Source organism: Nonomuraea sp. KM88, assembly GCF_052245635.1.
Taxonomy (GTDB): Bacteria; Actinomycetota; Actinomycetes; order Streptosporangiales; family Streptosporangiaceae; genus Nonomuraea.
Genome location: NZ_JBQQCC010000008.1, coordinates 293,028 through 318,393, shown reverse-complemented (window position 1 = coordinate 318,393; position 25,366 = coordinate 293,028). Strand labels below are relative to the sequence as shown.

At 69.6% G+C, this 25,366-nt stretch carries 26 protein-coding genes; 14 read left to right on the top strand and 12 right to left on the bottom strand.

What is annotated here, in order from left to right; genetic code table 11:
- Positions 1-553: 553 nt before the first annotated feature.
- Together ACTWPV_RS25090 and ACTWPV_RS25085 are read left to right on the top strand one after the other, a co-directional pair.
- Positions 554-3,055 carry an ATP-dependent Clp protease ATP-binding subunit gene (locus ACTWPV_RS25090; protein ID WP_443153653.1) on the top strand — a complete coding sequence of 834 codons (2,502 nt, stop codon included), beginning with the start codon at positions 554-556 and terminating at the stop codon, positions 3,053-3,055.
- A gap of 497 nt (positions 3,056-3,552) precedes the next feature.
- Positions 3,553-4,494 carry a TIM barrel protein gene (locus tag ACTWPV_RS25085; protein ID WP_347647996.1) on the top strand — a complete coding sequence of 314 codons (942 nt, stop codon included), beginning with the start codon at positions 3,553-3,555 and terminating at the stop codon, positions 4,492-4,494.
- 64 nt (positions 4,495-4,558) lie between these two features.
- Here ACTWPV_RS25085 and ACTWPV_RS25080 read toward each other — a convergent pair whose 3' ends face one another.
- Complete coding sequence (locus tag ACTWPV_RS25080) at positions 4,559-5,029, bottom strand: MarR family winged helix-turn-helix transcriptional regulator (RefSeq protein ID WP_443153652.1); 471 nt, start codon at positions 5,027-5,029, stop codon at positions 4,559-4,561.
- Between the two features lie 60 nt (positions 5,030-5,089).
- Between ACTWPV_RS25080 and ACTWPV_RS25075 the strand changes: the two genes are divergently transcribed.
- Positions 5,090-5,467 carry a cupin domain-containing protein gene (locus tag ACTWPV_RS25075; RefSeq protein WP_443153651.1) on the top strand — a complete coding sequence of 126 codons (378 nt, stop codon included), beginning with the start codon at positions 5,090-5,092 and terminating at the stop codon, positions 5,465-5,467.
- Positions 5,468-5,481: 14 nt separating this feature from the next.
- A complete protein-coding gene (locus ACTWPV_RS25070; RefSeq protein ID WP_443153650.1) occupies positions 5,482-5,898 on the top strand; it encodes a cupin domain-containing protein in 417 nt (138 codons plus the stop codon).
- Positions 5,899-6,042: 144 nt separating this feature from the next.
- On the opposite strand, the gene ACTWPV_RS25065 is transcribed toward ACTWPV_RS25070, so the two are convergent.
- Complete coding sequence (locus ACTWPV_RS25065) at positions 6,043-6,918, bottom strand: A/G-specific adenine glycosylase (RefSeq protein WP_443153649.1); 876 nt, start codon at positions 6,916-6,918, stop codon at positions 6,043-6,045.
- Positions 6,919-7,265: 347 nt separating this feature from the next.
- On the opposite strand from ACTWPV_RS25065, the gene ACTWPV_RS25060 reads away from it, so the two are divergent.
- Positions 7,266-7,928 carry a hypothetical protein gene (locus ACTWPV_RS25060; protein WP_347647991.1) on the top strand — a complete coding sequence of 221 codons (663 nt, stop codon included), beginning with the start codon at positions 7,266-7,268 and terminating at the stop codon, positions 7,926-7,928.
- Between the two features lie 48 nt (positions 7,929-7,976).
- Here the strand turns inward: ACTWPV_RS25060 and disA are convergent, their stop codons facing one another.
- The 6 genes from disA to ACTWPV_RS25030 form a co-directional block, all read right to left on the bottom strand.
- A complete protein-coding gene (disA, locus tag ACTWPV_RS25055) occupies positions 7,977-9,050 on the bottom strand; it encodes a DNA integrity scanning diadenylate cyclase DisA (RefSeq protein ID WP_347647990.1) in 1,074 nt (357 codons plus the stop codon).
- 40 nt (positions 9,051-9,090) lie between these two features.
- Positions 9,091-10,494, bottom strand: a complete 1,404-nt coding sequence (gene radA / locus ACTWPV_RS25050) for a DNA repair protein RadA (RefSeq protein ID WP_347647989.1) — start codon at positions 10,492-10,494, stop codon at positions 9,091-9,093.
- A 96-nt stretch (positions 10,495-10,590) separates the two neighbouring features.
- The gene (trxA, locus tag ACTWPV_RS25045) at positions 10,591-10,896 is read right to left on the bottom strand and encodes a thioredoxin (RefSeq protein ID WP_347619948.1); all 306 of its coding nucleotides are present in this window, start codon (positions 10,894-10,896) and stop codon (positions 10,591-10,593) included.
- A 2-nt stretch (positions 10,897-10,898) separates the two neighbouring features.
- Positions 10,899-11,267: a MerR family transcriptional regulator gene (locus tag ACTWPV_RS25040; protein WP_347647988.1), complete on the bottom strand. Its 369-nt coding sequence runs from the start codon at positions 11,265-11,267 to the stop codon at positions 10,899-10,901.
- A gap of 71 nt (positions 11,268-11,338) precedes the next feature.
- Positions 11,339-12,475, bottom strand: a complete 1,137-nt coding sequence (locus ACTWPV_RS25035) for a serine hydrolase domain-containing protein (protein WP_443153648.1) — start codon at positions 12,473-12,475, stop codon at positions 11,339-11,341.
- A 154-nt stretch (positions 12,476-12,629) separates the two neighbouring features.
- Complete coding sequence (locus ACTWPV_RS25030) at positions 12,630-13,328, bottom strand: class I SAM-dependent methyltransferase (protein ID WP_347619945.1); 699 nt, start codon at positions 13,326-13,328, stop codon at positions 12,630-12,632.
- A 205-nt stretch (positions 13,329-13,533) separates the two neighbouring features.
- Here ACTWPV_RS25030 and ACTWPV_RS25025 point away from each other — a divergent pair, with 205 nt between their 5' ends.
- From ACTWPV_RS25025 to ACTWPV_RS24995, 7 genes are all read left to right on the top strand, one after another.
- Positions 13,534-14,343: a sugar phosphate isomerase/epimerase family protein gene (locus tag ACTWPV_RS25025; RefSeq protein WP_347647986.1), complete on the top strand. Its 810-nt coding sequence runs from the start codon at positions 13,534-13,536 to the stop codon at positions 14,341-14,343.
- Positions 14,340-15,113, top strand: coding sequence for a class I SAM-dependent methyltransferase (locus ACTWPV_RS25020; RefSeq protein WP_347647985.1), 774 nt, complete (start codon positions 14,340-14,342; stop codon positions 15,111-15,113). Before ACTWPV_RS25025 ends, ACTWPV_RS25020 begins: the two co-directional genes overlap by 4 nt.
- Positions 15,110-15,718 carry a TetR/AcrR family transcriptional regulator gene (locus ACTWPV_RS25015; protein ID WP_347647984.1) on the top strand — a complete coding sequence of 203 codons (609 nt, stop codon included), beginning with the start codon at positions 15,110-15,112 and terminating at the stop codon, positions 15,716-15,718. The genes ACTWPV_RS25020 and ACTWPV_RS25015 overlap by 4 nt, the downstream gene beginning before the upstream one ends.
- Positions 15,719-15,856: 138 nt before the next feature.
- Entirely contained in the window at positions 15,857-17,959 is a 2,103-nt protein-coding gene (locus tag ACTWPV_RS25010) for a (Fe-S)-binding protein (protein ID WP_443153647.1), read from the top strand.
- A gap of 148 nt (positions 17,960-18,107) precedes the next feature.
- The gene (locus tag ACTWPV_RS25005; protein ID WP_443153646.1) at positions 18,108-18,917 is read left to right on the top strand and encodes a hypothetical protein; all 810 of its coding nucleotides are present in this window, start codon (positions 18,108-18,110) and stop codon (positions 18,915-18,917) included.
- On the top strand, positions 18,914-19,981 hold the full coding sequence (locus ACTWPV_RS25000) for a glycosyltransferase (RefSeq protein WP_347647981.1): 1,068 nt from the start codon (positions 18,914-18,916) through the stop codon (positions 19,979-19,981). Before ACTWPV_RS25005 ends, ACTWPV_RS25000 begins: the two co-directional genes overlap by 4 nt.
- A 48-nt stretch (positions 19,982-20,029) precedes the next feature.
- Complete coding sequence (locus ACTWPV_RS24995; protein WP_132334374.1) at positions 20,030-20,311, top strand: metal-sensitive transcriptional regulator; 282 nt, start codon at positions 20,030-20,032, stop codon at positions 20,309-20,311.
- A gap of 159 nt (positions 20,312-20,470) precedes the next feature.
- On the opposite strand, the gene ACTWPV_RS24990 is transcribed toward ACTWPV_RS24995, so the two are convergent.
- Both ACTWPV_RS24990 and ACTWPV_RS24985 read right to left on the bottom strand, forming a co-directional pair.
- Entirely contained in the window at positions 20,471-20,707 is a 237-nt protein-coding gene (locus ACTWPV_RS24990; protein WP_347647980.1) for a hypothetical protein, read from the bottom strand.
- Between the two features lie 112 nt (positions 20,708-20,819).
- Positions 20,820-22,181, bottom strand: coding sequence for a hypothetical protein (locus tag ACTWPV_RS24985; protein WP_443153645.1), 1,362 nt, complete (start codon positions 22,179-22,181; stop codon positions 20,820-20,822).
- A 75-nt stretch (positions 22,182-22,256) separates the two neighbouring features.
- Here ACTWPV_RS24985 and ACTWPV_RS24980 point away from each other — a divergent pair, with 75 nt between their 5' ends.
- A complete protein-coding gene (locus ACTWPV_RS24980) occupies positions 22,257-23,138 on the top strand; it encodes a hypothetical protein (RefSeq protein ID WP_347647978.1) in 882 nt (293 codons plus the stop codon).
- Here ACTWPV_RS24980 and ACTWPV_RS24975 read toward each other — a convergent pair.
- A complete protein-coding gene (locus tag ACTWPV_RS24975) occupies positions 23,110-23,631 on the bottom strand; it encodes a gamma carbonic anhydrase family protein (RefSeq protein ID WP_347619937.1) in 522 nt (173 codons plus the stop codon). The two genes, ACTWPV_RS24980 and ACTWPV_RS24975, sit on opposite strands and share 29 nt — an antisense overlap.
- 147 nt (positions 23,632-23,778) lie before the next feature.
- Here ACTWPV_RS24975 and ACTWPV_RS24970 point away from each other — a divergent pair, with 147 nt between their 5' ends.
- Positions 23,779-24,822: a hypothetical protein gene (locus ACTWPV_RS24970; RefSeq protein WP_443153644.1), complete on the top strand. Its 1,044-nt coding sequence runs from the start codon at positions 23,779-23,781 to the stop codon at positions 24,820-24,822.
- 178 nt (positions 24,823-25,000) lie between these two features.
- On the opposite strand, the gene ACTWPV_RS24965 is transcribed toward ACTWPV_RS24970, so the two are convergent.
- Entirely contained in the window at positions 25,001-25,243 is a 243-nt protein-coding gene (locus ACTWPV_RS24965; RefSeq protein WP_347647975.1) for a hypothetical protein, read from the bottom strand.
- Between the last annotated feature and the right edge of the window lie 123 nt (positions 25,244-25,366).

Genomic DNA, 25,366 nt, shown 5'->3' with positions numbered 1-25,366 from the left:
GCGCGGAATGCCGCCGGTCCGCGACGGGGAGGATGAGCGCGAATGGCATGCGCGCCGCGGTGCAGTGTCTCATGATGCGAGATGAGATCGGTAACCGAGCTGACCGGATGACGTATTACTCTGTGTGCGGCGCGGGCGCGTGCCCCGTTGTGCTCAGGGCGTAGCGCGGGCGGTTGGCCAAGGATTGCGTCGGGACATAGGATGATTGCGTAACAGATACGTGCGCGGCATCTGAGATGCGCAGGTGAAGTGGCGCCCCGGTCGGCTTCGCCCCTGACGTTCGATGGCCGATCGTGGTGATCCGGATACGGTGCGGCGGCAAATTCCAGCCGCTTCCGCGAGGCGTCCCAAACATCGTTCGCTTGCGGCGTATCGGGAACACGTCACGCCCGAACGGTAGTTGGATGGAGGGTGAACGCCCTGCTCCCGGGGAACGTGTCTGCTATAGAGCGCGTCAGCGGCAGTGGGCACGGTTCGCCGAGCCAGGGCTAGCATGCGGGATGACGGGACCGGATTTACCGGCCTGACTGACCGCTCTGTGAGGAGCGACGAGATGTTCGAGAGGTTCACCGACCGAGCGAGGCGTGTTGTCGTCCTGGCCCAAGAAGAGGCCAGGATGCTCAACCACAACTACATCGGCACTGAGCACATTCTTCTTGGTTTGATCCATGAAGGTGAGGGCGTAGCCGCCAAGGCTCTGGAGAGCCTCGGCATCAGCCTTGAGGGTGTGCGCCAGCAGGTCGAGGAGATCATCGGCCAGGGCCAGTCGGCTCCGTCGGGGCACATTCCGTTCACCCCGCGGGCCAAGAAGGTCCTCGAGCTGTCGCTCCGTGAGGCTTTGCAACTGGGTCACAACTACATCGGCACCGAGCACATCCTGCTCGGGCTCATCCGCGAGGGTGAGGGTGTGGCCGCCCAGGTGCTGGTCAAGCTTGGAGCTGATCTCAACCGTGTCAGGCAGCAGGTCATCCAGTTGCTCCACGGCTACCAGGGCAAGGAGCCGGCCGCCGCGGGTGGCCCGCAGGAGTCGGCCCCGTCGACGTCCCTGGTGCTCGACCAGTTCGGCCGCAACCTGACCCAGGCGGCCCGCGAGGGCAAGCTGGATCCGGTCATCGGCCGCGAGAAGGAGATCGAGCGGGTCATGCAGGTCCTCTCCAGGAGGACCAAGAACAACCCCGTTCTCATCGGCGAGCCCGGCGTCGGCAAGACCGCCGTCGTCGAAGGCCTGTCGCAGAAGATCGTCAGGGGCGAGGTGCCCGAGACGCTGAAGGACAAGCAGCTCTACACGCTTGACCTCGGCGCCCTGGTCGCCGGCTCCCGCTACCGCGGTGACTTCGAAGAGCGCCTGAAGAAGGTGCTCAAGGAGATCCGCACCCGCGGCGACATCATCCTGTTCATCGACGAGCTGCACACGCTCGTGGGTGCGGGCGCCGCCGAGGGCGCGATCGACGCCGCCAGCATCCTCAAGCCGATGCTGGCCCGCGGCGAGCTGCAGACGATCGGCGCGACGACGCTCGACGAATACCGCAAATACCTCGAGAAGGATGCAGCGCTGGAGCGCCGGTTCCAGCCGATCCAGGTGGCCGAGCCCTCGCTCAGCCACACGATCGAGATCCTGAAGGGTCTGCGCGACCGCTACGAGGCGCACCACCGCGTGTCCATCACCGACGACGCGCTGGTGGCCGCCGCGCAGCTGGCCGACCGCTACATCAGCGACCGCTACCTTCCCGACAAGGCGATCGACCTCATCGACGAGGCCGGCTCCAGGATGCGCATCCGCAGGATGACCGCGCCGCCGGACCTCCGCGAATACGACGAGAAGATCGCCAACGTCCGTCGCGACAAGGAGTCCGCGATCGACGCGCAGGACTTCGAGAAGGCCGCTGCCCTCCGCGACCAGGAGAAGCAGCTCCAGCTCAAGCGCGAGCGGCGGGAGAAGGAGTGGAAGGCCGGCGACATGGATGTCGTGGCCGAGGTCACCCAGGAGCTCATCGCCGAGGTCCTGGCGACCGCCACCGGCATCCCGGTCTTCAAGCTGACCGAGGAGGAGTCCCAGCGCCTGCTCCGCATGGAGGACGAGCTCCACAAGCGGATCATCGGCCAGGACGACGCCATCAAGGGCCTGTCGCGCTCCATCCGGCGCACCCGCGCCGGCCTGAAGGACCCGCGGCGCCCTGGCGGCTCGTTCATCTTCGCCGGCCCCTCGGGCGTCGGTAAGACCGAGCTGTCCAAGGCTCTGGCGGAGTTCCTCTTCGGCGACGAAGACGCTCTCATCAGCCTGGACATGTCCGAGTTCATGGAGAAGCACACCGTCTCCAGGCTCTTCGGCTCGCCTCCCGGCTACGTCGGCTACGAAGAGGGCGGCCAGCTCACCGAGAAGGTGCGGCGCAAGCCGTTCTCCGTGGTCCTCTTCGACGAGATCGAAAAGGCCCACCCCGACATCTTCAACTCGCTGCTGCAGATCCTGGAAGACGGTCGTCTGACCGACGCCCAGGGCCGCGTGGTCGACTTCAAGAACACGGTCATCATCATGACCACCAACCTCGGCACCCGTGACATCTCCAAGGGCATCGGGGTCGGGTTCGCGAAGTCCAACGACGCCGACTCCAACTACGACCGGATGAAGTCCAAGGTCCAGGAAGAGCTCAAGCAGCACTTCCGGCCCGAGTTCCTCAACCGCGTCGACGACATCGTGGTCTTCCACCAGCTGACGCCCAACGAGATCATCAAGATCGTGGATCTGATGCTCAACCAGGTCGACGCCAGGCTGAAGGACCGCGACATGGGGCTCGACGTCTCGCCCGAGGCCAAGCAGCTGCTGGCCGACCGCGGCTACGACCCGGTCATGGGCGCCCGTCCGCTGCGGCGTACGATCCAGCGCGAGCTGGAGGACTCCCTGTCGGAGAAGATCCTTTACGGCGAGCTCCGCCCGGGGCAGGTCGTCAAGGTGACCATCGAAGGCGAGGGCGACGACGCCAAGTTCGTCTTCAAGGGCGAGTCCGCCTCCAAGGTGCCCGACTCGGCCGCCGCGATCGCAGCGCCGATCCAGCGCTGACGTCCGGTTCTCCGAAAGCCCCCGCGTGGAGCGTCATCCACGCGGGGGCTTTGGCGTGCGCGCTCGCCCTCGGCGCTGAGGCGCTGTCTGAGGGCCTGCCGGGGTGGTCCCGGCCATTGCCGCCGTGGTCCGCGAGGTCGCCGCTCAGCGGCATGATGAACCGTCCGGGGTGGCCCGGCCTGCCCTGCGAATGGTCTCGAGATCGTCAATCCGGCCCGGCGTGACAGACCGCGGATCTAGCATGACGTACCCCCGTGAGACTCCGTGAGCTCGGCTGGATGCGGCCGCTGCCCCGATCGTTCATGTGTTCGGGTGTTTCGCCACGCGAAGTAGTACTACACTGTGTAGAGCTTCGCCTTGATGGTGACTGCTCCCCCGGGAGTAGGACGAAGTCAACTCAGGGCGGACGCGCTCGCCACCCGTCGGCAGGCATGCTCACAGGGTTCGCACGTCCAAGGCGGGCGACGGAAGACACAACGCAAGCCTGGAGGAAACCGATGCGCCTGCGTCACGATGACGGAACGCTCGTTCACCTCGCCTACAACGCAGGCGTCCACCCCGCTGAGGATCTGGAGAACCTGATCGCCCATCTGACCCGTTACGCCGTGCCCGTGCGCAAGCGGCTGGGGGTCGAGCGGATGGGCATCGGGTTGTGGTTGTCGCCGGCCGTCGCCGACCACCTCACGGCCGACCGCATCGAGCTCGTACGCCTGCGCCGCTCCCTGGAGGAGCGCGGCCTGGAGGTCGTGAGCCTCAACGGCACCGGCGGACGCAACCAGGAGGTGCCCGGGCCCGACTGGGCCAAGCCCGAGCGTTACCGCTACACGATGGCGCTGGCCAAGATCCTGGCGTTCCTGCTCCCCGACGACGTACGGTTCGGCAGCATCTCGACGATACCGATCGGGTGGCGCCGCGACTGGCCCGCCGACCTGCACTCCATCGCCACCCGCCGGCTCGAACGGCTGGCGCGCGAGCTCCGCGGCATCTACAGCGTGACCGGCAAGACGATCAGGGTCGGGTTCGAGCCGTGGCCCGGGTGCGTGCTGGAGACGACCGAGCAGGCGCTGGCGCGGGTGTGCGGCATCGACTCCGAACACCTGGGCGTGTGCCTGGACGCCTGCCACCTGGCCGGCGGGGCCGAGGAGGCCGGCGTGGCGCTCAAGGGGCTGGCCGAGGCCGGTGCGCCTGTGGTCAAGCTGGGGCACGTGCACAGCCACACGGGGGAGACGCCGAGCAGCACGGGCGCCGTGCTGCACGACACGCTGACGGCGATGTTGTCGGGGGCGGTCAGCGGGAGCGCGCACATCGAGGTGGAGACGCACAACCTGATGGTGCCTGGGCGGGCCAAGGGGCCTGGGGCGCTGGTGTCGCTGCTCGCCGACGAGCTGGCCTGGGCCCGTACGAACCTCACCAGCCTGGGCCTGCAACTGGCCGCCTAGGGAGCCGCGAGCGCCCGGGCCGTCGCGGTCCGGGCGTGCTCGTATCGTCTGGCGGGGCGGTCGGTCAGAGGGAGCCGAACCAGCCGGGGGTGTCCAGGCGCCAGAGGCCGTCCGGGGTGACCTTCCGCAGGTCGGCTTCGAGGGCGTGCAGCCGGTCCTCGCCGAGTTCGTGCGCCCAGCGGGCGCGCAGGTCGTCGAAGATGCGGGCCGAGCGGTTCAGCGCGTCCATCCCGTACGGCGTGAGCCGGGTGATCTTGCGCCGGGTGTCGTGGGAATCCGTGGTGCGTTCGACGTAGCCGAGGCGTTCGAGGGTGTCGATGGTCTTGCCCGCGGCCTGTTTGGAGACGCCGAGCATGCGGCCCAGCTCGACGGCGGTGGTGCCGCGCGGGCCGACCGCCTGCATGACGAACCCGTGCATGGGCCGCAGGTCCGGGTGACCTTGGCGGGCCAGCTCGGTGTGCAGCTCGTCGATCAGCATCCTGAAGGCGAGCAGCAGGCGGAGCGGTAGTTCGAAGCCGGGGGCGTTGCTTGACATGATAGACAACCTGATTGACTATATGGACAACGTAGTTGCCTATATTAGGAGCTTCAGGACGTGACTGTCATTCGTGACGCCGAAGCGCGGCGGTCGGAGACCCCTGGCGGGGTCATGACGACGTTCGCCTCGCCGACGCAGGGAGGGGCCTCGCGAGCCCTGTGGCGGGTGGACGCCGAACCCGGCGCGCGCGGGCCCGTGCATGACTTCGACCGCGAGCAGGTGTGGAGCTGGACCGCCGGAGCGGCCGTCGTCGAACTGGGCGGTGAGCGGTTCGAGGTCGCGGCGGGCGACACCGTCGTCATCCCCGCGCACACGGTGAGACGCGTGCTCGCCGACCCCGGCAGCGGCTACACCGCCGTCGTGACGGCCCCGGCCGGAGCCAGGGCACTTGCCGAGAACGGCGCCGACTACGGCGTCCCGCCGTGGATCGTCTGAGGAGGGTGGTTCCCATGGCCATGGTCCTGTCCGCTGAATCCCGCAGGGTCGAGACGCCCAACGGCGTCATGACCACACTCGCCTCGCCCTCCCAGGGAGGGGCCGAGCAGGCCGTGTGGCGGGTGGACGCCCGGCCCGGCATGGTGGGGCCGGTGCACGCGTTCGACGCCGAACTGGTGTGGACGTGGCTCGACGGCGCCGCCGTCGTCCAGCTCGGAGACGAGCGGTTCGAGGTCGGCGTGGGGGACACCATGGTGCTGCCCGCCGACGTGAGCAGGCAGATGTTCGCCGACGCCGAGCGCGGATTCGTCTCGATCGTCGCCGCTCCTTCCTGCGCCCACGTCTACAACCCCGACGGCATGTCGGCGCCGGACGCCTGCGACCTGGCCCCCAAGGGCACGGAGCGCACCGTCCCACCCTGGGTCCGGTAACAGCGCCTCCCGGCGGCGCTACGTCCAGCGACCGCGCCGCCGCCGTCCGGTCCGCCGCCACCACACGGCCGGTGTGCCGTCGCATGGTCCGCGGTGCCGTCAGCGCCGCCGCCGCCCGGTACGAGGGTGTGCCGGGCGGGGCGGTCAGGAGTGGGGGAGGCGGTAGGTGCCGTCGTCGAGGGGTTCGGCGAGGCCGTCGGCGACCAGGCCGTCCAGGGCACGTTCGCGCTGCACCGCGTCGTCCCACACGGCGTCGAGGGCCGCCTTGGGCACCGGCCCGTGGGCGGACCTGAGCACGTCGAGAAGGCGGCCGCGGCACTGGCGGTCGGTGCCCGCGTACGTCTGGCCCTTACGGGCGGGGCCTGCGTGCGGCGGCTTGCCGGCCAGCCGCCAGGCGCACAGGCGGGTGATCGGGCAGTCGGCGCAGCGTGGGGCGCGGGCCGTGCAGACCAGCGCGCCGAGCTCCATCACCGCCACGCCCCAGCGGGGCGCGTCCAGCTCGGGCAGGAGTGCCTCCGCAAGGCGCCGCTCCGCCGCGGAGGTGGCCGTGGGCGGGTATTCCTCGGCGCGCACCGCACGCGCGAACACCCTGCGCACGTTGGTGTCGAGGACGGCGTGGCGGCCGCCGTACGCGAAGCTGGCGACCGCGGCGGCGGTGTATTCGCCGATGCCGGGCAGGGACAGCAGCGTCGCGTGGTCGGACGGCACCTCGCCGCCGTGTTCCTCGGAGACGGCTCTGGCGCACGCGTGGAGCCGCAGCGCCCTGCGCGGATAGCCGAGCCGGCCCCAATGGCGTACGGCTTCGCCGGGCTGCTCGGCGGCCAGTGCCTTCGGCGTGGGCCAGCGGGCCATCCACTCGCGCCAGACGGGCAGGACGCGGGCGACCGGGGTCTGCTGGAGCATGATCTCGCTGACGAGCACGCCCCACGGCGTCGCGTCGACCGCGCGCCAGGGGAGGTCTCGGGCGTTGTCGGCGTACCAGTCGAGAACGGGGGCGTGCAGGAGGTTCGGCTCAACCACGCGGTCAAGCGTATGCCGAGTTCGCAGCCTTCGGCGTGTCGTCACTCTTCGTGGCTGGACAATTACCATGCTGAGCGTTGTGGCTCCTCTGCTCCCTGAAGGGAGAGGCCGCTTGCGCGGCCTGGCGAAGGGCGAGCCCTCACACACCGCTCGAGCGCGCGGCCCGCTCGCCGGTGGGGCGCAACGGGGAAGTGAGCGACCGACCTGCGCACACCCGTCTCCGGACTCTCACGACCAGCAAGGCAACGACCACAGGAACCGACCAGATCGGAAGGGAGGGAGCGCGGGGTCCTCCACCTGCTGAAGCAGGTGGGGAGCACCGCGCGAACCCGATGGACCCGGATTCGATGCGCGGCGACGGCGGTGACGTCTACTGGCGGCGTCGGATGAGCGTGCTGGTGGCGGTTCTCGTCGTGGTGGCCGTGGTGGCGTGGGCGTGCTCGAGCGGTGGCAGCGGACCGGGACACAAGTCCAGCGCGCAGTCGTCACCGAGCCCCACGCCCAGCGTGGATCCGCTGCTCGCCGGGCTGCGTACGCTGGCTCTGGGCACGGCCAGCCCGTCGCCGACCCCGACGGCCACGCCCACGCCGACCCCCACCGCCGGGGAGAGGAGGCCCGGCCAGCCCTGCGTCGAGGAAGATCTGGTGCTGAGCCTCCAGAGCGGCAAGGAGCAGATCTACGCGGGCGACGCCCGGCCCACGTTCCTGGTCACGCTGGTCAACACCGGGCCCGTGATGTGCACGGCCGACGTGGGGCCGCGGGCCATGGAGATCCGCATCACCTCGGGGGCGGACCGGATCTGGTCGAACGCCGACTGCGTCAACGGGCAGGGCACGGACGTCGAGCAGTTGCAGCGGGGGGTGCCTTACGTGCGGTCGCTGGAGTGGGACCGCCGCCGCTCCAACGCCGACTGCCCGGCCACACCGGCGGCCGCGCTGCCGGGCACGTACGTGGCCACCGTGCGCATGGGCGGGCTCCGCAGCGGCAAGGGGGTCTTCCACCTCCGCTAGGAGCATGCGTCGCCGGGCCTTTCCGGCCCGCGCCCGCCTGGCCTGCCGTCAGACGTAGCGTTCGAGGATGGAGGACTCGGCGAGGCGGGACAGGCCCTCGCGTACGCTGCGCGCCCTCGACTCCCCGACACCGCCCACCGCCTGCAGGTCGTCGATGCTGGCGGCGAGGAGCTTCTGCAACCCGCCGAAGTGGTTGACCAGGCGGTCGACCACGGTGGCCGGCAGGCGGGGCACCTTGGCGAGCAGGCGGAAACCTCTGGGGCTCACCGGGGTTTCGAGCATGTCGGTGCCGTTGTGGCCGAGCACCTGGGCGACCACCGCGAGGTCGAGCAGCTCGTTGCCCGACAGCTTGTCGAGGTCGTGGAGGGCCTCGATCAGGCGGCGCTGGCGGCGGCCGGCGGGTGCCGGGAGATAGTCGCGGATGACCAGCTCCCGCTCGGAGTCGACACCGGCCACGAGCTCGTCGAGCTGCAGGGACAGCAGCCGGCCGTCGGTGCCCAGCTCGACGACGTAGCCCTTGATCTCGTCGGAGATGCGCCGGACCATCTCGAGCCGCTGGGCGACGGCGGCGACGTCGCGGACCGTGACCAGATCTTCGATCTCCAGGGCCGACAGGGTGCCGGAGACCTCGTCGAGGCGGTGTTTGTAACGTTCGAGGGTGGCCAGGGCCTGGTTGGCCTTGGACAGGATGGCCGCCGACTCCTCCAGGACGTAGCGGATGCCGTCGAGGTAGAGGGCGATGATGCGCATCGACTTGCTGATGGCGATGATGGGCAGGCCGGTCTGCCGGGCGACGCGCTGGGCGGTGCGGTGGCGGGTGCCGGACTCGTCGGTGGGGATGGCGGGGTCGGGCACGAGGTGGACGGCGGCACGCACGATCTTGTGGTCGCTCACGACGATGGCGCCGTCCATCTTGGCCAGCTCGCGCAGCCTGGTGGCCGAGAAGTCGACGTCGAGCTCGAACCCGCCGCTGCAGACCTCCTCGACGACCCGGTTGTAGCCGAGCACGATCAGCCCGCCGGTCTGCCCGCGCAGGATCCGCTCCAGGCCGTCGCGCAGCGGAGTGCCTGGGGCCACAGCTGCCAGGGCTTCGCGACGACGGTCGTCAAGACTCCTATCCACCTGACCCCCGTGTCGATCGGTCACGCCCAGCTTAGCCGCGCTATGTGACGTGTGTGAGTGCGTCCCAGACGTTCTCCGCCTGGACGACCTCGAAACCGGGTGCGAACGCCACCGGCCCCACGGGCACCAGAGCACGCTGCCCGTTACGCCGGCGGCCGCCCTCTTCGAGGGAGCCGGCGGGCACGAGGGCGCGCTTGAAGCCCATCCTGGCCGCCTCGGACAGCCGCCTGCGGACGTCCTTGACCGGACGCAGCTCGCCCGCGAGGCCCACCTCGCCGAGCGCCACCAGACCGGCGGGCAGCGGCTTGTCTCCCGCCGCGCTGGCGACGGCCAGCATGACCGACAGGTCGATGGCGGGATCGGCCAGCTTGATGCCGCCCACGGTGGCGGTGAACACGTCGCACCCGCCCAGCCGGGCGTTGAGCCGGCGCTCCAGCACGGCGAGGATCATCTGCACGCGGTAGGTGTCGAGCCCCGACGACGTGCGCCTGGGCTGCTGGGCGTCGGTGCGGGCGACCAGGGCCTGGACCTCGGCGGGGAGCGGGCGGGTGCCCTCGACCGTGACGGTGACGCAGGTGCCGGGCACCGGCTCGCTGCGCCTGGAGACGAACAGGCCGCTCGGGTCGGTGATGCCCTCGATGCCCCGCTCGTGCAGGTCGAAGCAGCCGACCTCGTCGGTGGGGCCGAACCGGTTTTTGATCGCGCGAACCATGCGGAGCCTGGAGTGGCGGTCGCCCTCGAAGCTGAGCACGACGTCGACCAGGTGCTCCAGCGTGCGCGGGCCGGCGATCGAGCCCTCCTTGGTGACGTGGCCGACGAGCACCGTGGCCATGTTGCGCTCCTTGGCCAGGCGCACGAGATTGGCCGCCACCTCGCGGACCTGCGTGACCCCGCCGGGCACGCCCGTGGCCTGCGCGGAGCCGACGGTCTGCACGGAGTCGACCACCAGCATGGTGGGCTGGACCTTCTCCACGTGGGCGACCAGGGCCGACAGCTCCGTCTCCGCCGCGAGGTAGAGGCGGTCCTGGATGGCGCCGATGCGGTCGGCACGCAGGCGCACCTGGGCGGCCGACTCCTCGCCCGTCACGTAGAGGACCGTCTCGCGCTCGGCGATGCGGGCGGCGGCCTCCAGCAAAAGCGTGGACTTGCCGATGCCCGGCTCGCCGGCCAGCAGCACGACCGCGCCCGGCACCAGGCCGCCGCCGAGCACCCGGTCGAGCTCGGCGACGCCGGTCGTGCGGGCCGCCGCCACCTCCGCCTTCACCTGGCCGATAGGCAGGGCGGGCGCGGTGGTGGCGCCGGCCTGGACGACGCTGACGCCGCGGGCGCCCTCTTCGTCGACCGTGCCCCACGCCTGGCACTCGCCGCACCGGCCGACCCACTTCGTGGTGCGCCAGCCGCACTCGGCACAGCGATATCCGGGTTTCGAGGCAGTCTTGGCCATGCGGAGCAGGCTAGCGGCAGGGGCCGACATTCTTCGAGCCCCGGCGGCGTCGTCCTGCCACGCGCCCACCACGAAGAGGTCAGGACGCCGGACGGTTCACGCCAGGCCGAGCTCCGCGACCAGCATGCGCTTCGGCTTGGCGCCCACGATCTGCTTGACCGGCTCGCCGTTCTCGAACAACAGCATCGTCGGCACCGCCATCACGCCGTAACGGGCCATGATCTCGGGGTGCGCGTCGGTGTCGAGCTTGCCGATCGTCAGCCCGTGTTCGGCCTCGATCTGCTCCAGTACGGGGCCCACCATCCGGCACGGCCCGCACCATTCGGCCCAGAACTCCACCAGGACCGGCTTGTCGTTCTTGAGCACCTGCTCCTCGTAGTTGTCGGTGGTCAATGTGATCATGTTCAACCCTTCACGAAGCAACCCGGACATGACTGCGCGAGCTGGGCGGCCACCTCGGCGCGGCGGGCGAGCAGGGCGCGGATCTCCTCGTCGATCTCCTTGAGCTTGCGCTCGTAGACCTCGACCGACTCGGCGCACGAGCCGCCCGAGGTGTGCCCCTGACGCAGGCAGTCGAGGAACGGCCGGGTGTCCTCCAGCGTGAAGCCCACGCTGAGCAGCGCCCTGATCTCGGCGACCAGCCTGACGTCCTCCTCGCCGTAGTCGCGGTAGCCGTTGGCCGCGCGACGGGCGCTGAGCAGGCCGTGCTGCTCGTAGTAGCGGAGCGAGCGCGGGCTCACCCCTGTGCGTTCCGCCAGCTCTCCGATGCGCATACGACCACGGTAAACATTGACACCGACGTCAAGGTCAAGCCCTGGAGGCGCAGGTCCGGCTCACCGGGGCGTCACCTGGCGGGGCACAGGACGGCTTCGGCGGCCTTCTTGATCAGCGGGTCGATCGCGGGATCGCTGTGGTCGGCGCTCAACGTGTTCGACAGGACGAGCTGCACGCGGCTGTCGCGCGAGCTGTAGGTCATGGATCTGAAGCCGACGGAGCCGCCCGTCATGACACCGTATCCGTCCTCGCGCTCGCAGACGGGCGGCTCGGGAGCCGGCTGGCCGGGGTCGCGGGGCGGCCGGCCGGCGTTCATCGCCTCTTTCAGTTCTTTCGACAGAAGCTTCTCGCCCGCACGCGCCCGGGCGAAGGAGCTCAGGTCGTCCGTGGTGGAGATGACGCCACCGGCGGCCCAGAGGTAGCTCGAGTTGAGACGGTCGACGTCGACCAGCTTCCCCCGCTTGCCGGGGTGGTAACCATGCCCGTGCGGGCCTTTGACGCGCCCGGGAAACGTGACCGGCAAGTAGGTGTGGTCCATGCCGGCGGGGTCGAATATGCGCCGCTCGAGTTCGGCGGCCAGGCTGCGCTCCGTGAGCTCCTCGACGATGAGTCCGAGGAGGAAGTAGTTGGTGTTGGAGTAGGAGTAGCTCTGACCCGGCTCTCCGGTGCGGGGCATCGTCCGGGTCAACGCGATGATCTCCAGCGGAGAGTAGTTCGTGGTGAAGTCGAAGGGGTCGAGCACCTCCGGATCGAAATAGTTGGGGATGCCGGAGGTGTGATGGATCATCTGCCCCACGGTGATCTCGTCGGCCCGGTCCACCAGGTCCTTTTCGACCACGACGGGCAGCAGGTCGCTGAGCTTGTCGTCCAGGGCCAACTTGCCCTCTCCGACCAGTTGCATGATGACAATCTGGATCATGGGCTTGGTCTGGGATCCGGCCCGGAAGCGGGCATCGGCAGGAATCCTGCCGCCCTTGCCGTTGAGCAGGCGGGTGCCGGCCGTTCCCGAGCCGACCTTCTCGCCGTCGACGTAGAGTGCTCCGATCGTGCCCAGGACCTCGGGGCTTCTGGCCAGTTCCGAGAGGGCCTTCTGCACCTCACCCAGCTCGGGCTTGGCCGCGTCGGCTGCCGCGGCGTGTGCCGGCGTGCCGAGGGCCAGCATCACGCATGCCAGGCCGGCCAGTCCGGCCTTTCTCGCACGATTCATGGGGAAGTCCTCTCTACATTGCGTGCTGAGCCAGGGCCTACGCCGACCATGACTACGCCTTGACCGGTTTCCTGGTTGTTTCCACCCGGATCGGACCGGCTCGCCAGCTCGTCGTCCCGCTCGCGAGGTCGTGGCAGGGAGAACCCGGTCGGTTCTAGAAGTGGCGCCAGCGCAGCACGTTCGGATAGGGGATCTCCAGGCCGGGGGTCTCGGCGATGGCCTGCTCGGCCACGCCGGGCGCGAACTCGATGCGCAGCACCGCCTCCAGGTCCGCCCGACGCTCGAAGGCCATCCTGAGGTCGAGCGGCCGCCGTTGCCAGCCGTGCCGGACCCAGAACGCCTCGACGTCGCGGGGCGAGTAGGTGGGTACGGTGTGCGAGAACCAGCGGCCGAACGACCCCCGCGTCGCGTCGAGGTCGAGCACGAAGGCCGCACCGCCGCGGCGTACCACCCTGGACAGCTCGCGCAGCCCAGGCTCGCAGCCGGGACCGAAGAAGTACGCCCAGCGCGCCATCGCCACGTCCACGCTCGCGTCGGGCAGCGGCAGGTCCTGGGCCGCGGCGGCGTGCACGGTCACGTTGGGGAGGCCGGCGCAGCGGCGGCGGGCCAGCGCGGCCAGGTCTCCGTGCGGCTCGACGCCGATGACGCCGGACGCCGACGCGGCCAGGACCGGCAGGTGGTAGCCGGTGCCGCAGCCGATGTCGAGCACGGTCGCGCCGTCCCAGGGGCGCAGCTCGCGCATCGCCGCGTCGGCCGCGCCCTCGGGGTCGACCGCGCGGTTCTCCAGCTCGTAGACCTGCGGCGCGTTCCAGATGTTCGGGCTCGGGATCGCGCCTTTCGCTATCCGTGGCATGGTCCAACGCTAGGCGCACGCGCAACCTGCGACGCGTGCCGCCGGACGCGGCCCGCCGGAGGGGCCTTCGAACCGCCGGACCCGCCCGCCAGGCCCGCTGGTCCGGCTCGCCGGAGAGGGCTTCGCGACCGCTGGACGCGGCTCGACACGGGCTCGTCCCGTCGGTGCGCGCGCCAGATCGGCGTGACCGGCTTAGGCTGGCAACGTGGCTGATGTCATCCGCGTGCCCAATGCGAAGATCGCATTGTCCACTGCTTCGGTATATCCGGAACGCACTCCAGACGCGTTCGAGCTGGCCGCGCGCCTGGGTTACGACGGCGTAGAGGTCATGGTCGGCGCCGATCCCGTGAGCCAGGACATCGACGTGATCGAGCGGCTCTCCGAGCACTACGAGGTGCCCGTCCTCGCCATCCACGCCCCCTGCCTGCTGGTCACGCAGCGGGTGTGGGGGCGCGACCCCTGGGCCAAGCTGGTCAAGGCACAGAAGGCGGCCGAACGCCTGGGCGCCTCGACGGTGGTGGTCCATCCGCCGTTCCGATGGCAGCGCGAATACGCGCGCGACTTCGAGAACGGCCTGGCCAGGATGCGCGAGGAGACCGACGTCACCTTCGCGGTGGAGAACATGTTCCCGTTGCGCGCCAGGGGCAACGACGTGGTCCCCTACTCTCCCGACTGGAATCCGATCGACTACGCCTTCCCTCAGGTCACGCTCGACCTGTCGCACACGGCCGTATCGGGTTCCGACGCCATGGAGATGGCCGTCAAGCTCGGCGACCGGCTCGCCCACCTGCACCTGGCCGACGGCGTCGGGATGACCAACAAGGACGAGCACCTGGTGCCGGGCAGGGGCAACCAGCCGTGCGCGCAGGTCCTCGAGCGCCTGGCGGGCAACGGCTACTCGGGGCTGGTCGTGCTCGAGATCAACACGCGCAAGGCGGCCAGCCGCACCGAGCGCATCGACGATCTCGCGGAGGCGCTGGCCTTCGCCCGGCTGCACCTGGCGGCTTCCACGTGAACACCGGGCCGATCAAGTCCCTGGGCAGGGTGTTCGACCGGGTGGCCGACGCGTACGACGCGGGCAGGCCGTGCTATCCCGACGAGCTCTACCGCGCGCTCACCGAGGTGTCCGGCGTCGAGCTCGACGGCGCCACCACGGTCGACGTGGGCGCGGGCACCGGCATCATGACGCGTGCGCTCAGGGCGCGCGGCGCGCAGGTCATCGCGGTCGACCCGGGCGCCGCGATGCTGGCCAGGCTGCTGTCGCGGACGAGCGGCGAGGAGGGCGCTCCCGTCACGGCCCTGCTGGCCGACGGCAACCGCCTGCCGCTGGCCGACGGCGTGGCCGACCTGGTCACGTTCGCCCAGTCGTGGCACTGGCTCGACCCGGTGGCGTCCATCGCCGAGGCGAGGCGGGTGCTGCGGCCCGGGGGCACGATCGCGGGCTGCTGGAACTTCGCCCACGCCGCGCAGGCCGAGTGGCTGGCCGCGTACGAAGCCCGGCTGGCGGAGGAGGTGCCCGCCTATTGGGGGCCGGCGGTCGAGCGGTGGTCGGCACCGCCCATCGCCTCGGCCTTCGAGGTGATCGAGGAGCGGTGGATCCCGTGGACGAGGCTGGTCGGCGTCGAGGATTTCCTGCTCGGCCTGCGCTCCCACTCCTACATGGCGGCGCTGTCGCCGCGGCGGGCCGACGAGCTGGTCGAAAGGCAGCGGGCCGAGTTGCGCGAGGTGTCCCCCGAGGGTGTGCTGTCGGTGCCGATGCGGGTCTACCTGGCGGTGGGCCGGTGACGCGAGGGAAGGCCTCGGAGGAGTCGACGGCCAGGCGCCGTCCCGGACGCAGGCCGGGCTCGGCCGACACGCGGGGCGAGATCCTGGCGGCGGCGCGGAAGGTGTTCGCGGAGAAGGGGTTCGACAAGGCGACCGTGCGCGGCATCGCCAGGGAGGCGAACGTCGACCCCGCTCTGGTGCACCACTATTTCGACACCAAGGAGGGCATGTTCGCGGCGGCCATGCAGTTGCCGATCACGCCGGAGGTGGTCGTCCCCCTGCTGCTCGCCGGCCCGCGCGAGGAGCTCGGCGAGCGGCTCGTCAGGATGCTCCTGGAGGTGACCGCCGAGCCGGAGACGCGCGAGCCGATGGTGGCGCTCATGCGCTCGGCCATGACCAACGAGCGTGCGGTCGTGATGTTCCGTGAGTTCATCTCGAACGCGCTGCTCTACCAGGTGGCCGACCGGCTGCGGGTGCCGCATCTGCGGATCGAGGCGGCGTTCGCCCAGATGTTCGGCGTGATCATGGGGCGCTATGTGATCGGGCTGGAGCCGCTGGCGAGCGCGAGCCATGACGAGCTCGTCGAGCTGCTCGCGCCGACGATCCAGAGGTACTTCACAGAATAGAGCATTGTTCTGTTGGTGGCGGTGACCATAGGGTATGTCGCGTACCCTGGCAAAGTTACCCGCGGGTAAGATCGCAGTGGAGGGTTGCGCAGCGGGTGACCGTACGCTGACAGCCAACGTCGTCTGTGGGAGGACCCCGTGCTCTGGGTAGCCATCATCGGGCTTGTCATGACCGTCCTGGCGGTGGCCGTCGCCGGCCGCCGGGTGCTGTTCCTGTACAAGCTCGCGACCGTGGGGCCGCCTGCGCCCGAGCGTGTCGAATACGCCAGGACACACGTGGCCGACGAGGTCAAGGCGCAGCTCGTCGAGGTGTTCGGGCAGAAGAAACTGCTCAAGTGGACCGCGTCGGGCGTCGCGCACTTCTTCGTCATGTGGGCGTTCTTCATCCTGCTGACCGTCTACGTCGAGGCGTACGGCGCGATCATCCAGGGGGCGATCACCGGAACGCCCGACTTCCACATCCCGCTCATCGGCACCTGGGGCGTGCTCGGCTTCGTACAGGACTTCATCGCGGTGGCCTGCCTGCTCGGCCTGGTCGCCTTCGCGGTCATCAGGGTCAGGAACTCTCCCAAGGCACTCGGCCGCGACTCCCGCTTCTCCGGCTCCCACCTCGGCGGTGCGTGGCTCGTCCTGTTCATGATCTTCAACATCATCTGGACGCTCTTCCTGGCCCGCGGCGCGGCCGCCGCCAACGGAAACTTCCCCTACTCCTCGGGGGCGTTCGTCTCGCTCGCGCTCGGCGACGTGCTGCCGGCGAGCACCCTGCTGGAGGAGATCGCGCTGCTCCTGCACATCGGCTTCATGCTGGTGTTCCTGGTCATCGTGGTGAACTCCAAGCACCTGCACATCTTCACCGCGCCGCTCAACGTGCTCTTCTCCCGCCGCCCCGACGGCATGGGGGCGGCGGTCGAGATGCGCGTCGACGGCAAGCCGGTCGACTTCGAGGACGAGGACCTCGATCCCGAGCGGCTCGGCCGCGGCAAGATCGCCGACACCACGTGGAAGGGTTTCCTCGACTTCTACTCCTGTACGGAGTGCGGCCGCTGCCAGTCGCAGTGCCCGGCCTGGAACACCGACAAGCCGCTGTCGCCGAAGATGCTCATCCTCGACCAGCGCGACCACGCCTTCGCGGTGGCCCCCTACCTGATGGCGGCGGAGGCCGAGCAGCACAAGGACACCGACGTGCTCGCGCTGCTGGAAAAGCCGCTGGTGGGCGAGGAGGGCGTGATCCACCCCGACGTGCTCTGGTCGTGCACCAACTGCGGCGCCTGCGTCGAGCAGTGCCCCGTGGACATCGAGCACATCGACCACATCCTCGACATGCGCCGCTACCAGGTGATGGTGGAGTCGTCATTCCCGTCCGAGGCGGGGGTGATGGTGAAAAACCTGGAGAACAAGGGCAACCCGTGGGGCATGTCCGAGATGAAGCGGGCCGACTGGATCGAGGAGCTCGATTTCGAGGTCGAGGTGGTCGAGGACAAGATGCCCGCCGACGCCGAATATCTGTTCTGGGTGGGCTGCGCGGGCGCGCTCGAAGACCGGGCCAAGAAGACCACCAGGGCCGTGGCGGAGCTGCTGCACATCGCGGGCGTGAAGTTCGCGGTGCTCGGCCCGATGGAGGCGTGCACCGGCGACCCCGCCCGGCGCCTCGGCATGGAATATCTGTTCAACATGCTCGCCCAGCAGAACATCGAGACGCTCAACGACGCGGGCGTGAAGAAGATCGTGGCGACCTGTCCCCACTGCTTCAACACCCTGGCCAACGAATATCCGCAACTGGGCGGCACGTACGAAGTCGTGCACCACACGCAGCTGCTGGCGAAGCTGGTGGACGAGGGCCTGCTCACTCCGGTCACGCCGATCGAGGAGAAGATCACCTATCACGACCCCTGCTTCCTCGGCCGCCACAACAAGGTCTATTCCCAGCCCCGCGACATCATGGCGAAGGTGCCGGGCGTCAAGACCCAGGAGATGCACCGCCACAAGGACCGCGGGTTCTGCTGCGGCGCGGGCGGGGCCCGCATGTGGATGGAGGAGCGCATCGGCAAGCGCATCAACACCGAGCGCGTCGACGAGGCTCTGACCACCGATCCCGACACCGTCTCGACGGCCTGCCCGTTCTGCATGGTGATGCTCGGCGACGCCATCAGCGAGAAGAAGAACAGTGGTGAAGCCAAGGAGTCGCTCGAAGTCGTGGACGTGGCACAGCTGTTGATCAAATCGGTCAAAGGCGCTTCCTGACCACCCCAAGTCGGACTCCTCCACAGGCCTTGTGGAGGAGTTCCGCACGTCAATAGGGGTGAGGGCAGCAAATCCGGCATCCACATAACGGGAAAATCACGGTAACCTCAACGTCGCATGGCTCTATTCGACGGGGAGGGGGCTCGCGATGGGCGTCGTGGTGACGGACGCCGAAGTCACTCTGGCCGACGTTCTCTCCCTCCGGCTCGCCATCGACGAACCACTGGAAGACGGCACCGAGCTGGTGTTGAGGCACCGCACCACGGGGGTCGAACGCGACGTGCTGCTCGGCACGCCAGGCGCGCGGGCACGCGAGGCCACGCTCGCGGTCTCGCTCGCGCCGCTGGAGCTCAGCGCCGGACGCTGGGACGCCTATCTGCGCCGTGACGGCAAGCGGGTCAGGCTCCGCAGCGTCGATCCCGGCTTCTCGCTCGACCATCTCGACGCGTACGCGCTGTGCAGGCGTTCCCTCGCCTACCGTTCCTACCGCACCCGCAACGGCTACCTGGCGCTGAAGATCTCCGAAGCGGAGCCCGTGGCCGAGGTGCGGGCCATCTGGTTCAGGGAGGGCCGCTTCGAGGTGATGGGCCTGCTGGCCTACACCGGGCTGGAGGACGACGACTGCCGCCACGAGGCCACGCTGACCCTCGATCGCCGGCATACGAGCGCCCGGGTGTCGGCCACGGCCACCGTGCAGGGCGTGCGCTTCCACGCGGCCGTCTCGCTCGTCGACGTCCTGGCGGCCGACCACGACGACGGTGCGAGCCACGCGAACGGCACCTGGGAGCCGGCGCTCCAGGTGGAGGGCGTGGCCACACCGATGAAGCTGGGCGCGCGGCTCGACGACGTCGACGGCAAACGACGTCGGCTGCACTATCCGTCGGCCACGGTCGACGGCGTGCCGATCAGACCCTGCTACACCTCCGACGACGAGTTGCGCATCGAGGTGGGGGGATGAAGGTCAGCCTGGTCCTCACGTCCGCCTACGGCATGCGCGGCGACGTGCGCGCCACGCTCAGCCTCGCCACCGCCCTCGCCGAGCGCCACGACGTCGAGGTGATCAGCGTCAGGAGGCACAAGGAGAAACCGTTCTTCCCTGTCGGTCCCGGCGTCTCCATGCGCAGCGTGATCGACGCCAGGCCGGGGGTCAGGCACCTGCTGCCGCGCGGGCAGGTGCGCACCGAGGTGGCGCTCTGGCGGGCGCTGCGCAACCTCAAGACCGACGTCCTGATCACCACCAGGCCGGGTCTCAGCGTCCAGGCGGCCAGGCACGCGCCGCGCGAGATCCTCAAGATCGCCAGAGAGTGGGGCCGTCCGGCCGTGCCGGGTCCCGTCAAACGCTTCTACCCGCGCCTGAACGCCGTCGTGACGGCCACGGACTCCGCCCAGGAGGAATGGGCCAAGCTCCTGCCCGGCGGGCCTCCCGTGCACGCCCTGCTGGACGCGCTGCCCGCGGGGCCGTGGCCGCGCTCGCGGATGGACAACAGGATCGTCGCGGCCGGCGGGCGCCTGGTGGCGGTCAAGGCGTACGACCGCCTGATCAGGGCCTTCGCCGTCATCGTGGACAAGCGGCCCGACTGGGCGCTGCGGCTCTACGGCGGCGGCCCCGAGGAGCGGCGGCTGCGCTCGCTCGTCAGCGAGCTCGGCCTGCACAACCACGTCTACTTCATGGGCACGACGCCCGATCTGGCCGGCGAGTTCGCCAAGGCGTCGATCGTGGCCAGCGCCTCGCGGGGCGACGACCTCGGCATGACGGTGCTGGAGGCCATGGGCTGCGGGGTGCCCGTGGTGGCGCTCGAAGGGGCCAGGGGGGCGAAGGAGTTCGTCGCGACGGGCTACAACGGGGTGCTGGTGCCCGACGTCGAGGCCGACCCGCAGCCGTTCGCGGTGGCGCTGCTGGCGCTCATCGACGACGAGCGCAGGCGGCGCTCCCTCGCCGCGGGCGCGCTCGACACCGCGCTGCGCCATGCGGCCGACGAGGTCGCCGACCAGTGGGAGAAACTGATCGCCGGCCTCCGGTGAAGCCTTCTGTACGGGCCCGCCGATACGGGTTACGGGTACCGTAGAAGCATGCATGGGTACAGCGGAGACAAGCAGGCCTATCTGACGCGACTCAGGCGGATCGAGGGGCAGATCCGGGGCCTGCAGCGCATGGTGGACGACGATGCCTACTGCATCGACGTGCTCACGCAGGTCTCCGCGGCCACGCGGGCGCTGCAGGCGGTGGCGCTGGGGCTGCTGGAGGAGCACATCTCGCACTGCGTGGCCGACGCGATCAACAACGGCGGCCCCGAGGCCGAGGCGAAGGTGAAGGAGGCCTCGGCGGCGATCGCCCGCCTGGTCCGTTCGTAGGGGACGGACAGAGGCTAGTCCGTACGTAATGGGACATCGTCCGTACGTAGGAGCCGGGGTGGCGGGATGACTAGTTATGTGAAACCCCGGAAACCTTCGTCCCCGATCTCTTGGGAGTCAGGAGCCCGGTTCCCGGGGCCAGAAATTTACTGATCTTTACTAGTGACTCGCTGAAGTCCGCAATCCGAGCGCGTCGTCGAGTTCGTCCAAGGTCAGCCGCCGTTCACTGACTGCCACGGCGGTGAGAACCTCGGCGTAGAGCGCAATCTCGTCCAACGCGACACGGTCGTGGACCCGAGAGTCCAGGTCGTTGTGCCCCACCGCGTCGTCCTTTCCTTCCGCAGCCCACACCCTCTTCGAGGTTACGGCGAAGACCCTTGAGGCGACATGGCCCATCGGGGTCATTCCTTTCCGTGTCGCGGGCCCCCAGGAGGATCATTTCCCCAAGCAGAGATCACAATTCAGCGAATTTCCTGTTCGCTCAAGTGTCAGAACGATATAGGCGGAGTTAGGGTGAAATATCGGTATTAGTGCTTTGCGTGTGACCTGTGTGGCGATCGTCGCGTTCGTGAATGATCTTACGCACGAGTGCCGCCTGCCCCGCCAGCCCCCGCTCCGGCACCCTGGCCCCCGTCAACCCGCCCCACGCCAGCCCCACGGCGTACGCGGCCCCGAGCACCGCCGCCGTGCTCCCGCGGTCGGGTGGCGCGATCTCCAGCACCGGCGCGGGCGCGGTCGACACCCCGCCGGGCCGCCCCTGCACGGGGAAGCCGTCGGGCTCGGTCCGCTCCCTGGCCGAGGTGCCGGTGAGCCCGGCCTGCCGCAGCCCCTCGTACGCCCTTCTGAGCCGGTGGTCCAGCAGCGCGGGCAGCACGCCCCTGGAGTCGGACAGATCGGCGAGGAGCACGGCCGCGGCCGCCGGCGGCTTGGGCGCGAAGCGCAGCGCGTCCACGAGGTCGTAGACCGCGTGCGAGAAGTGCGCCGCCGGGTCGCTCTCCGCGAACGTCGCCCGGCACAGCCGCGCCGGGCAGCGCCGCAGCCATGCCTGGCGCAGGGTCTCCTCGTCCACGTGGGCGTCGTCGATCCCTGAATGGCGCAGCATGGGCTCGACCATCGTGAGCAGGGCGAGCGCCCTGGGCCTGAACCGGGTGTCGGAGAGCAGGATCTGGGCCGTGTCGGCCATCACGGCCGCCAGCCTGAGCGCCGCCCTCGGCTTTCCCGCCCGCAGCCGCTCGGCCACGAGCGTGGCGAGGTCGAGCAGCGGCGGCGCGGGCAGCCAGCGCACCCACTCGTCACCGGGCAGCGGACGGCGCAGATATTCGCCGAACACCGTGATCAGCCGCTCGTTGCCGTCGAACGCCGGCGCGTACGCGCACCACATGATGGTGCCCCAGACGGCGGCGACGGTGCTCGGCACGTCGGAGGCGAAGATGTCGTCGAAGGCCGTCAGCGGGTAGTCGAGCTCCGACTTGAGCCCGCTCGCCCGCAGCAGCACCCTCACCCGTTCCGTGAGGCTCTCGGCCACGTCGGGGCCGATGAACGCCTGGGTCGAGCCCGGCTCGGCGTGGAAGTCGGAGCCCCTGGGGATCACCTCGTCGGGCAGCACCGCCGCGGGATGGTGCACCTGGCGCGCCCACGTGCCCCGCGGCGGCGGCGCCAGGAGCCAGCGGCCGTCGGCGGGGTCGTGCAGGTGCCAGCGGGCGTGGGCGCCGAAGAGCCACCTGTCGCCGTCGGGGGTCACGAGGATCCTGGTGGCCAGGACGTGGGCGCGGTCGGGTGGAGAAAGGGCCTGCCAGCGCGGGTCTGCGACCATGGCCCGGATCTCCGCCTCCGCGGAGGTGAACACATCCCAAGGTCGCACGGCCGTCATCGTACTTGCCGTACCCGGATCATCCATCGGCTTTTCACGGCAGAATGTTCCACTATGAGGGCGAAGGTAGCAGGCGTGCTGGTGGTCGTAAGCGTGCTCTCCGGCTGCGGCACGGGCACGGCGGCGCCACCGTCGCCGACCGGGCCCGGCGTGCTCACACTGGAGAACGCCACGCCGCCGGCGAAGGGCGGCGAGGTGGGCGAGGCCACGACGGAGTTCGGCGACGCCGCCGACCTGTCGATGTGGACCAAGCTGAGCGAGACCGAGAAGGACATCGACCGGATCGCCAAGCTCGACGTCGACAAGACCGCCAAGGGCGCACTCTACATGGAGCCCAAGACCTCGGCCTGGTTCGACGGCTTCCGCGGCCCCTTCGTCTATCAGGAGCTGGCCGGCGACATCGTCATGCACGCCCGGGTCAAGGTCGAGGGCAAGGACGACGACCAGCCGAAGCGGAAGTTCTCGCTCGGCGGCCTGATGGCCCGCCAGCCCGGCTCGTACGCCAAGCCCAACTGGGTCTCGATCACCACCGGGACCATCGAGAAGCCCGGCCAGGTCGAGGTGAAGTACACCAAGGACGGCAGCTCCAAGCCGCAGGAGCTGGCTGTCAAGGACGGCTGGGTGGAGCTCGTGCTGGCCCGGGTGGGCCGCGTCTTCGTCGCTCTCTACAAGGAGGAGAAGGGCACGTGGAAGGTGGGGCAGCGCTGGCCGTCCACCCTCCCCGACGTGCTGCAGTGGGGCATCACCGGCTACACCGACTGGGACAGCTACAGCACGCTGAAGAAGGACGCCGACAAGGGCAACGCCAAGCAGATCGCGGGCCAGCCCGACCTCAAGCTGACCGTCGACTATGTGCGTTTCCTGCGGCCGGAGCTGCCCGACTACGCCGACCCGCTCAACAACGCGTCGGTGACGGACGAGGTGCTGATCAAAGCGATGACGCCCGCCGGTGCCTGAGTGCCTTGGCCGCGTAGTTGTCCGGCGTGCGGGCGAAGGAGTCGCGGTCGCCGTCGGTGAGCTCGCGCACGATCTTCCCGGGCACGCCGGCGACCAGCACGCCCGACGGGATCTTCTTGCCGGGCCCGACGAGCGCTCCCGCGGCCACCAGGGTGCCCGCCCCGACGCGGGCGCCGCCCAGCACGATCGCGCCGATGCCGATCAGCGCGCCCGACTCGATGTGGGCGCCGTGGACCATGGCCTTGTGGCCCAGGCTGACCCGGTCTTCGAGGATCGCCGGCTCACCCGGGTCGGCGTGCAGGCAGCACAGATCCTGTACGTTGCACTTTTCGCCGATCTCGATCCGCTCGTCGTCCCCTCGGAGAACGGAGCCGTACCAGATGCTGGACGCCCGGCCCACCCGTACGCTGCCGACCACCACGGCGCCAGGCGCGATGTACGCCTCGGGATGAATGTCCGGAGCTGCCCCGTTGTCCAACGCTGCTATGTACATCCGTCACATCGTAATTCCTGCTCCGGGTATGGCGTTCCGGTTGCGGACGTGGGCAGATGGCAGGAAAGTCGTTTCCTGACGTCTCGTCAGACCCTCACAACCCGCAGTTTTCCCCCGCCTCACGCAAACCACCCTTAGGTAACCCCCATGACAAATCAGCACGAGAGCCTCCCCGATCTGATGCAAGAGGACACCTTCGAAGTCGTGATGCGCGGTTACAACCGCCGTCAGGTCCACGACTACATGATCCGCGTCCGCAACCAGATACGTGATCTTGAAGAGCGGCTGGCACGAGCGATCGATCAGGCCGAGCAGGGCCGCATCGAGCTGGCGGAGGCCAGGCGGCGCATGGTCGAGACGCCGCAGAGTTATGAGGACCTCAGTCCTCGCCTTGCGCAGATCCTGCGGCTCGGCGAGGAGGAGGCCGCGGCGAAGCGTGAAGACGCCGAGGCCGAGGCCGCCAGCGTGCGAGACACGGCCAAGACGGAGGCCGAGCGCCTGGTGACGACGTCCCGCGAGACGGCGGACAAGATCCTCTCCTCAGCCCAGGCGGAGGCCGAGCGCCGGGTGAACGAGGCCACGCAGTCGGCGGAGCGGATGCTGGCCCAGGCGGGCGCCGACGCGGAGGAACAGCTCACGGCGGCCCGCACCGAGGCGGAAGAGGCGCTCAAGGAGGCCAAGGCCGAGTCGGAGCGGGTGCTCGCGGCGGCCCAGGCGCAGTCGGAGCAGAAGCTGCAGAAGGCCAACGCGAAGGCCGAGCAGCTGGTGACGAGCGCGCGCGACGAGGCCGAGTCGATGCTGGAGTCGGCCAGACAGCGCACCGCCACGCTGGACGAGCAGGCGGGCCGCCGGGTCGAATATCTGACCAACACGCACACCGAGGTCGTGCGGCGGCTGACCGAGGTCAGCACCGTGCTCGGCGACCTCATGCGCAGCGAGTCGGGCGCCGGGCCGCTGATCCCCGACGCCGCCATGCAGCCCGCGCCGTCGGCGCCGCCGCAGGCTGAGACGCCCGCGCCGCCGCAGGGCGAGGCCACCGCGCCGCCGCAGGGCGAGACGCCCGCGCCTGCCGCGCCGCAGGAGGACGTGCGGGTCATCGTCGACGAGGACGACTCGGACAAGACCCGGAAGGTCAAGGTCTCCGACGACACCGAGGTCCACGTCATCCGCCTCTCCGAGGCGAACAAGTAGGTCCTTCCCCTGCCGGGACGGGAGGACGACGGTGCGGAGCGGAAGCCCCCGCCCCCGATAGGGTCGGAGGCTTCCGCGCTCGTGGCCCCTCCATGCGTGGTGGCCCGGTGCCGGGGCCGCCGAGACGCTGGACCCGGCACCGGGCTGCTCGTGTGCCGCCGGCCGCTGCCGGCCGGCGTCAGGGAGGTGCGGGGCCGGCCCGCCACGAGTGCCGCTCGCCGGCCCTTCTCTCCTGGTCCCGGAGCTGGTCGCGCAGGCCGTCCGGGTCGTCCGCGTCGATGGTCATCGCGCATCCGGCCTCGCGCTGCGCCGCGCTGATCGGATGGTGTCTCGTGGCCCACCAGCGGCCCGCATCGCTCCGCCAGATGGTCCAGTGAGGGAACTCCCGGGCTATTTCCGCAAGATGCCGATCAAAGGACATCTCCGTCCACCTTCCCGGGCCCCCAGGCGAGGTTCCATCTCCTTAGAAGATGCGCCACCTCTCTAGAGAATTCTATGATCGCGACGGTCAGGTCAACCTTCCCGCTTGACAGATCGCCTTGAC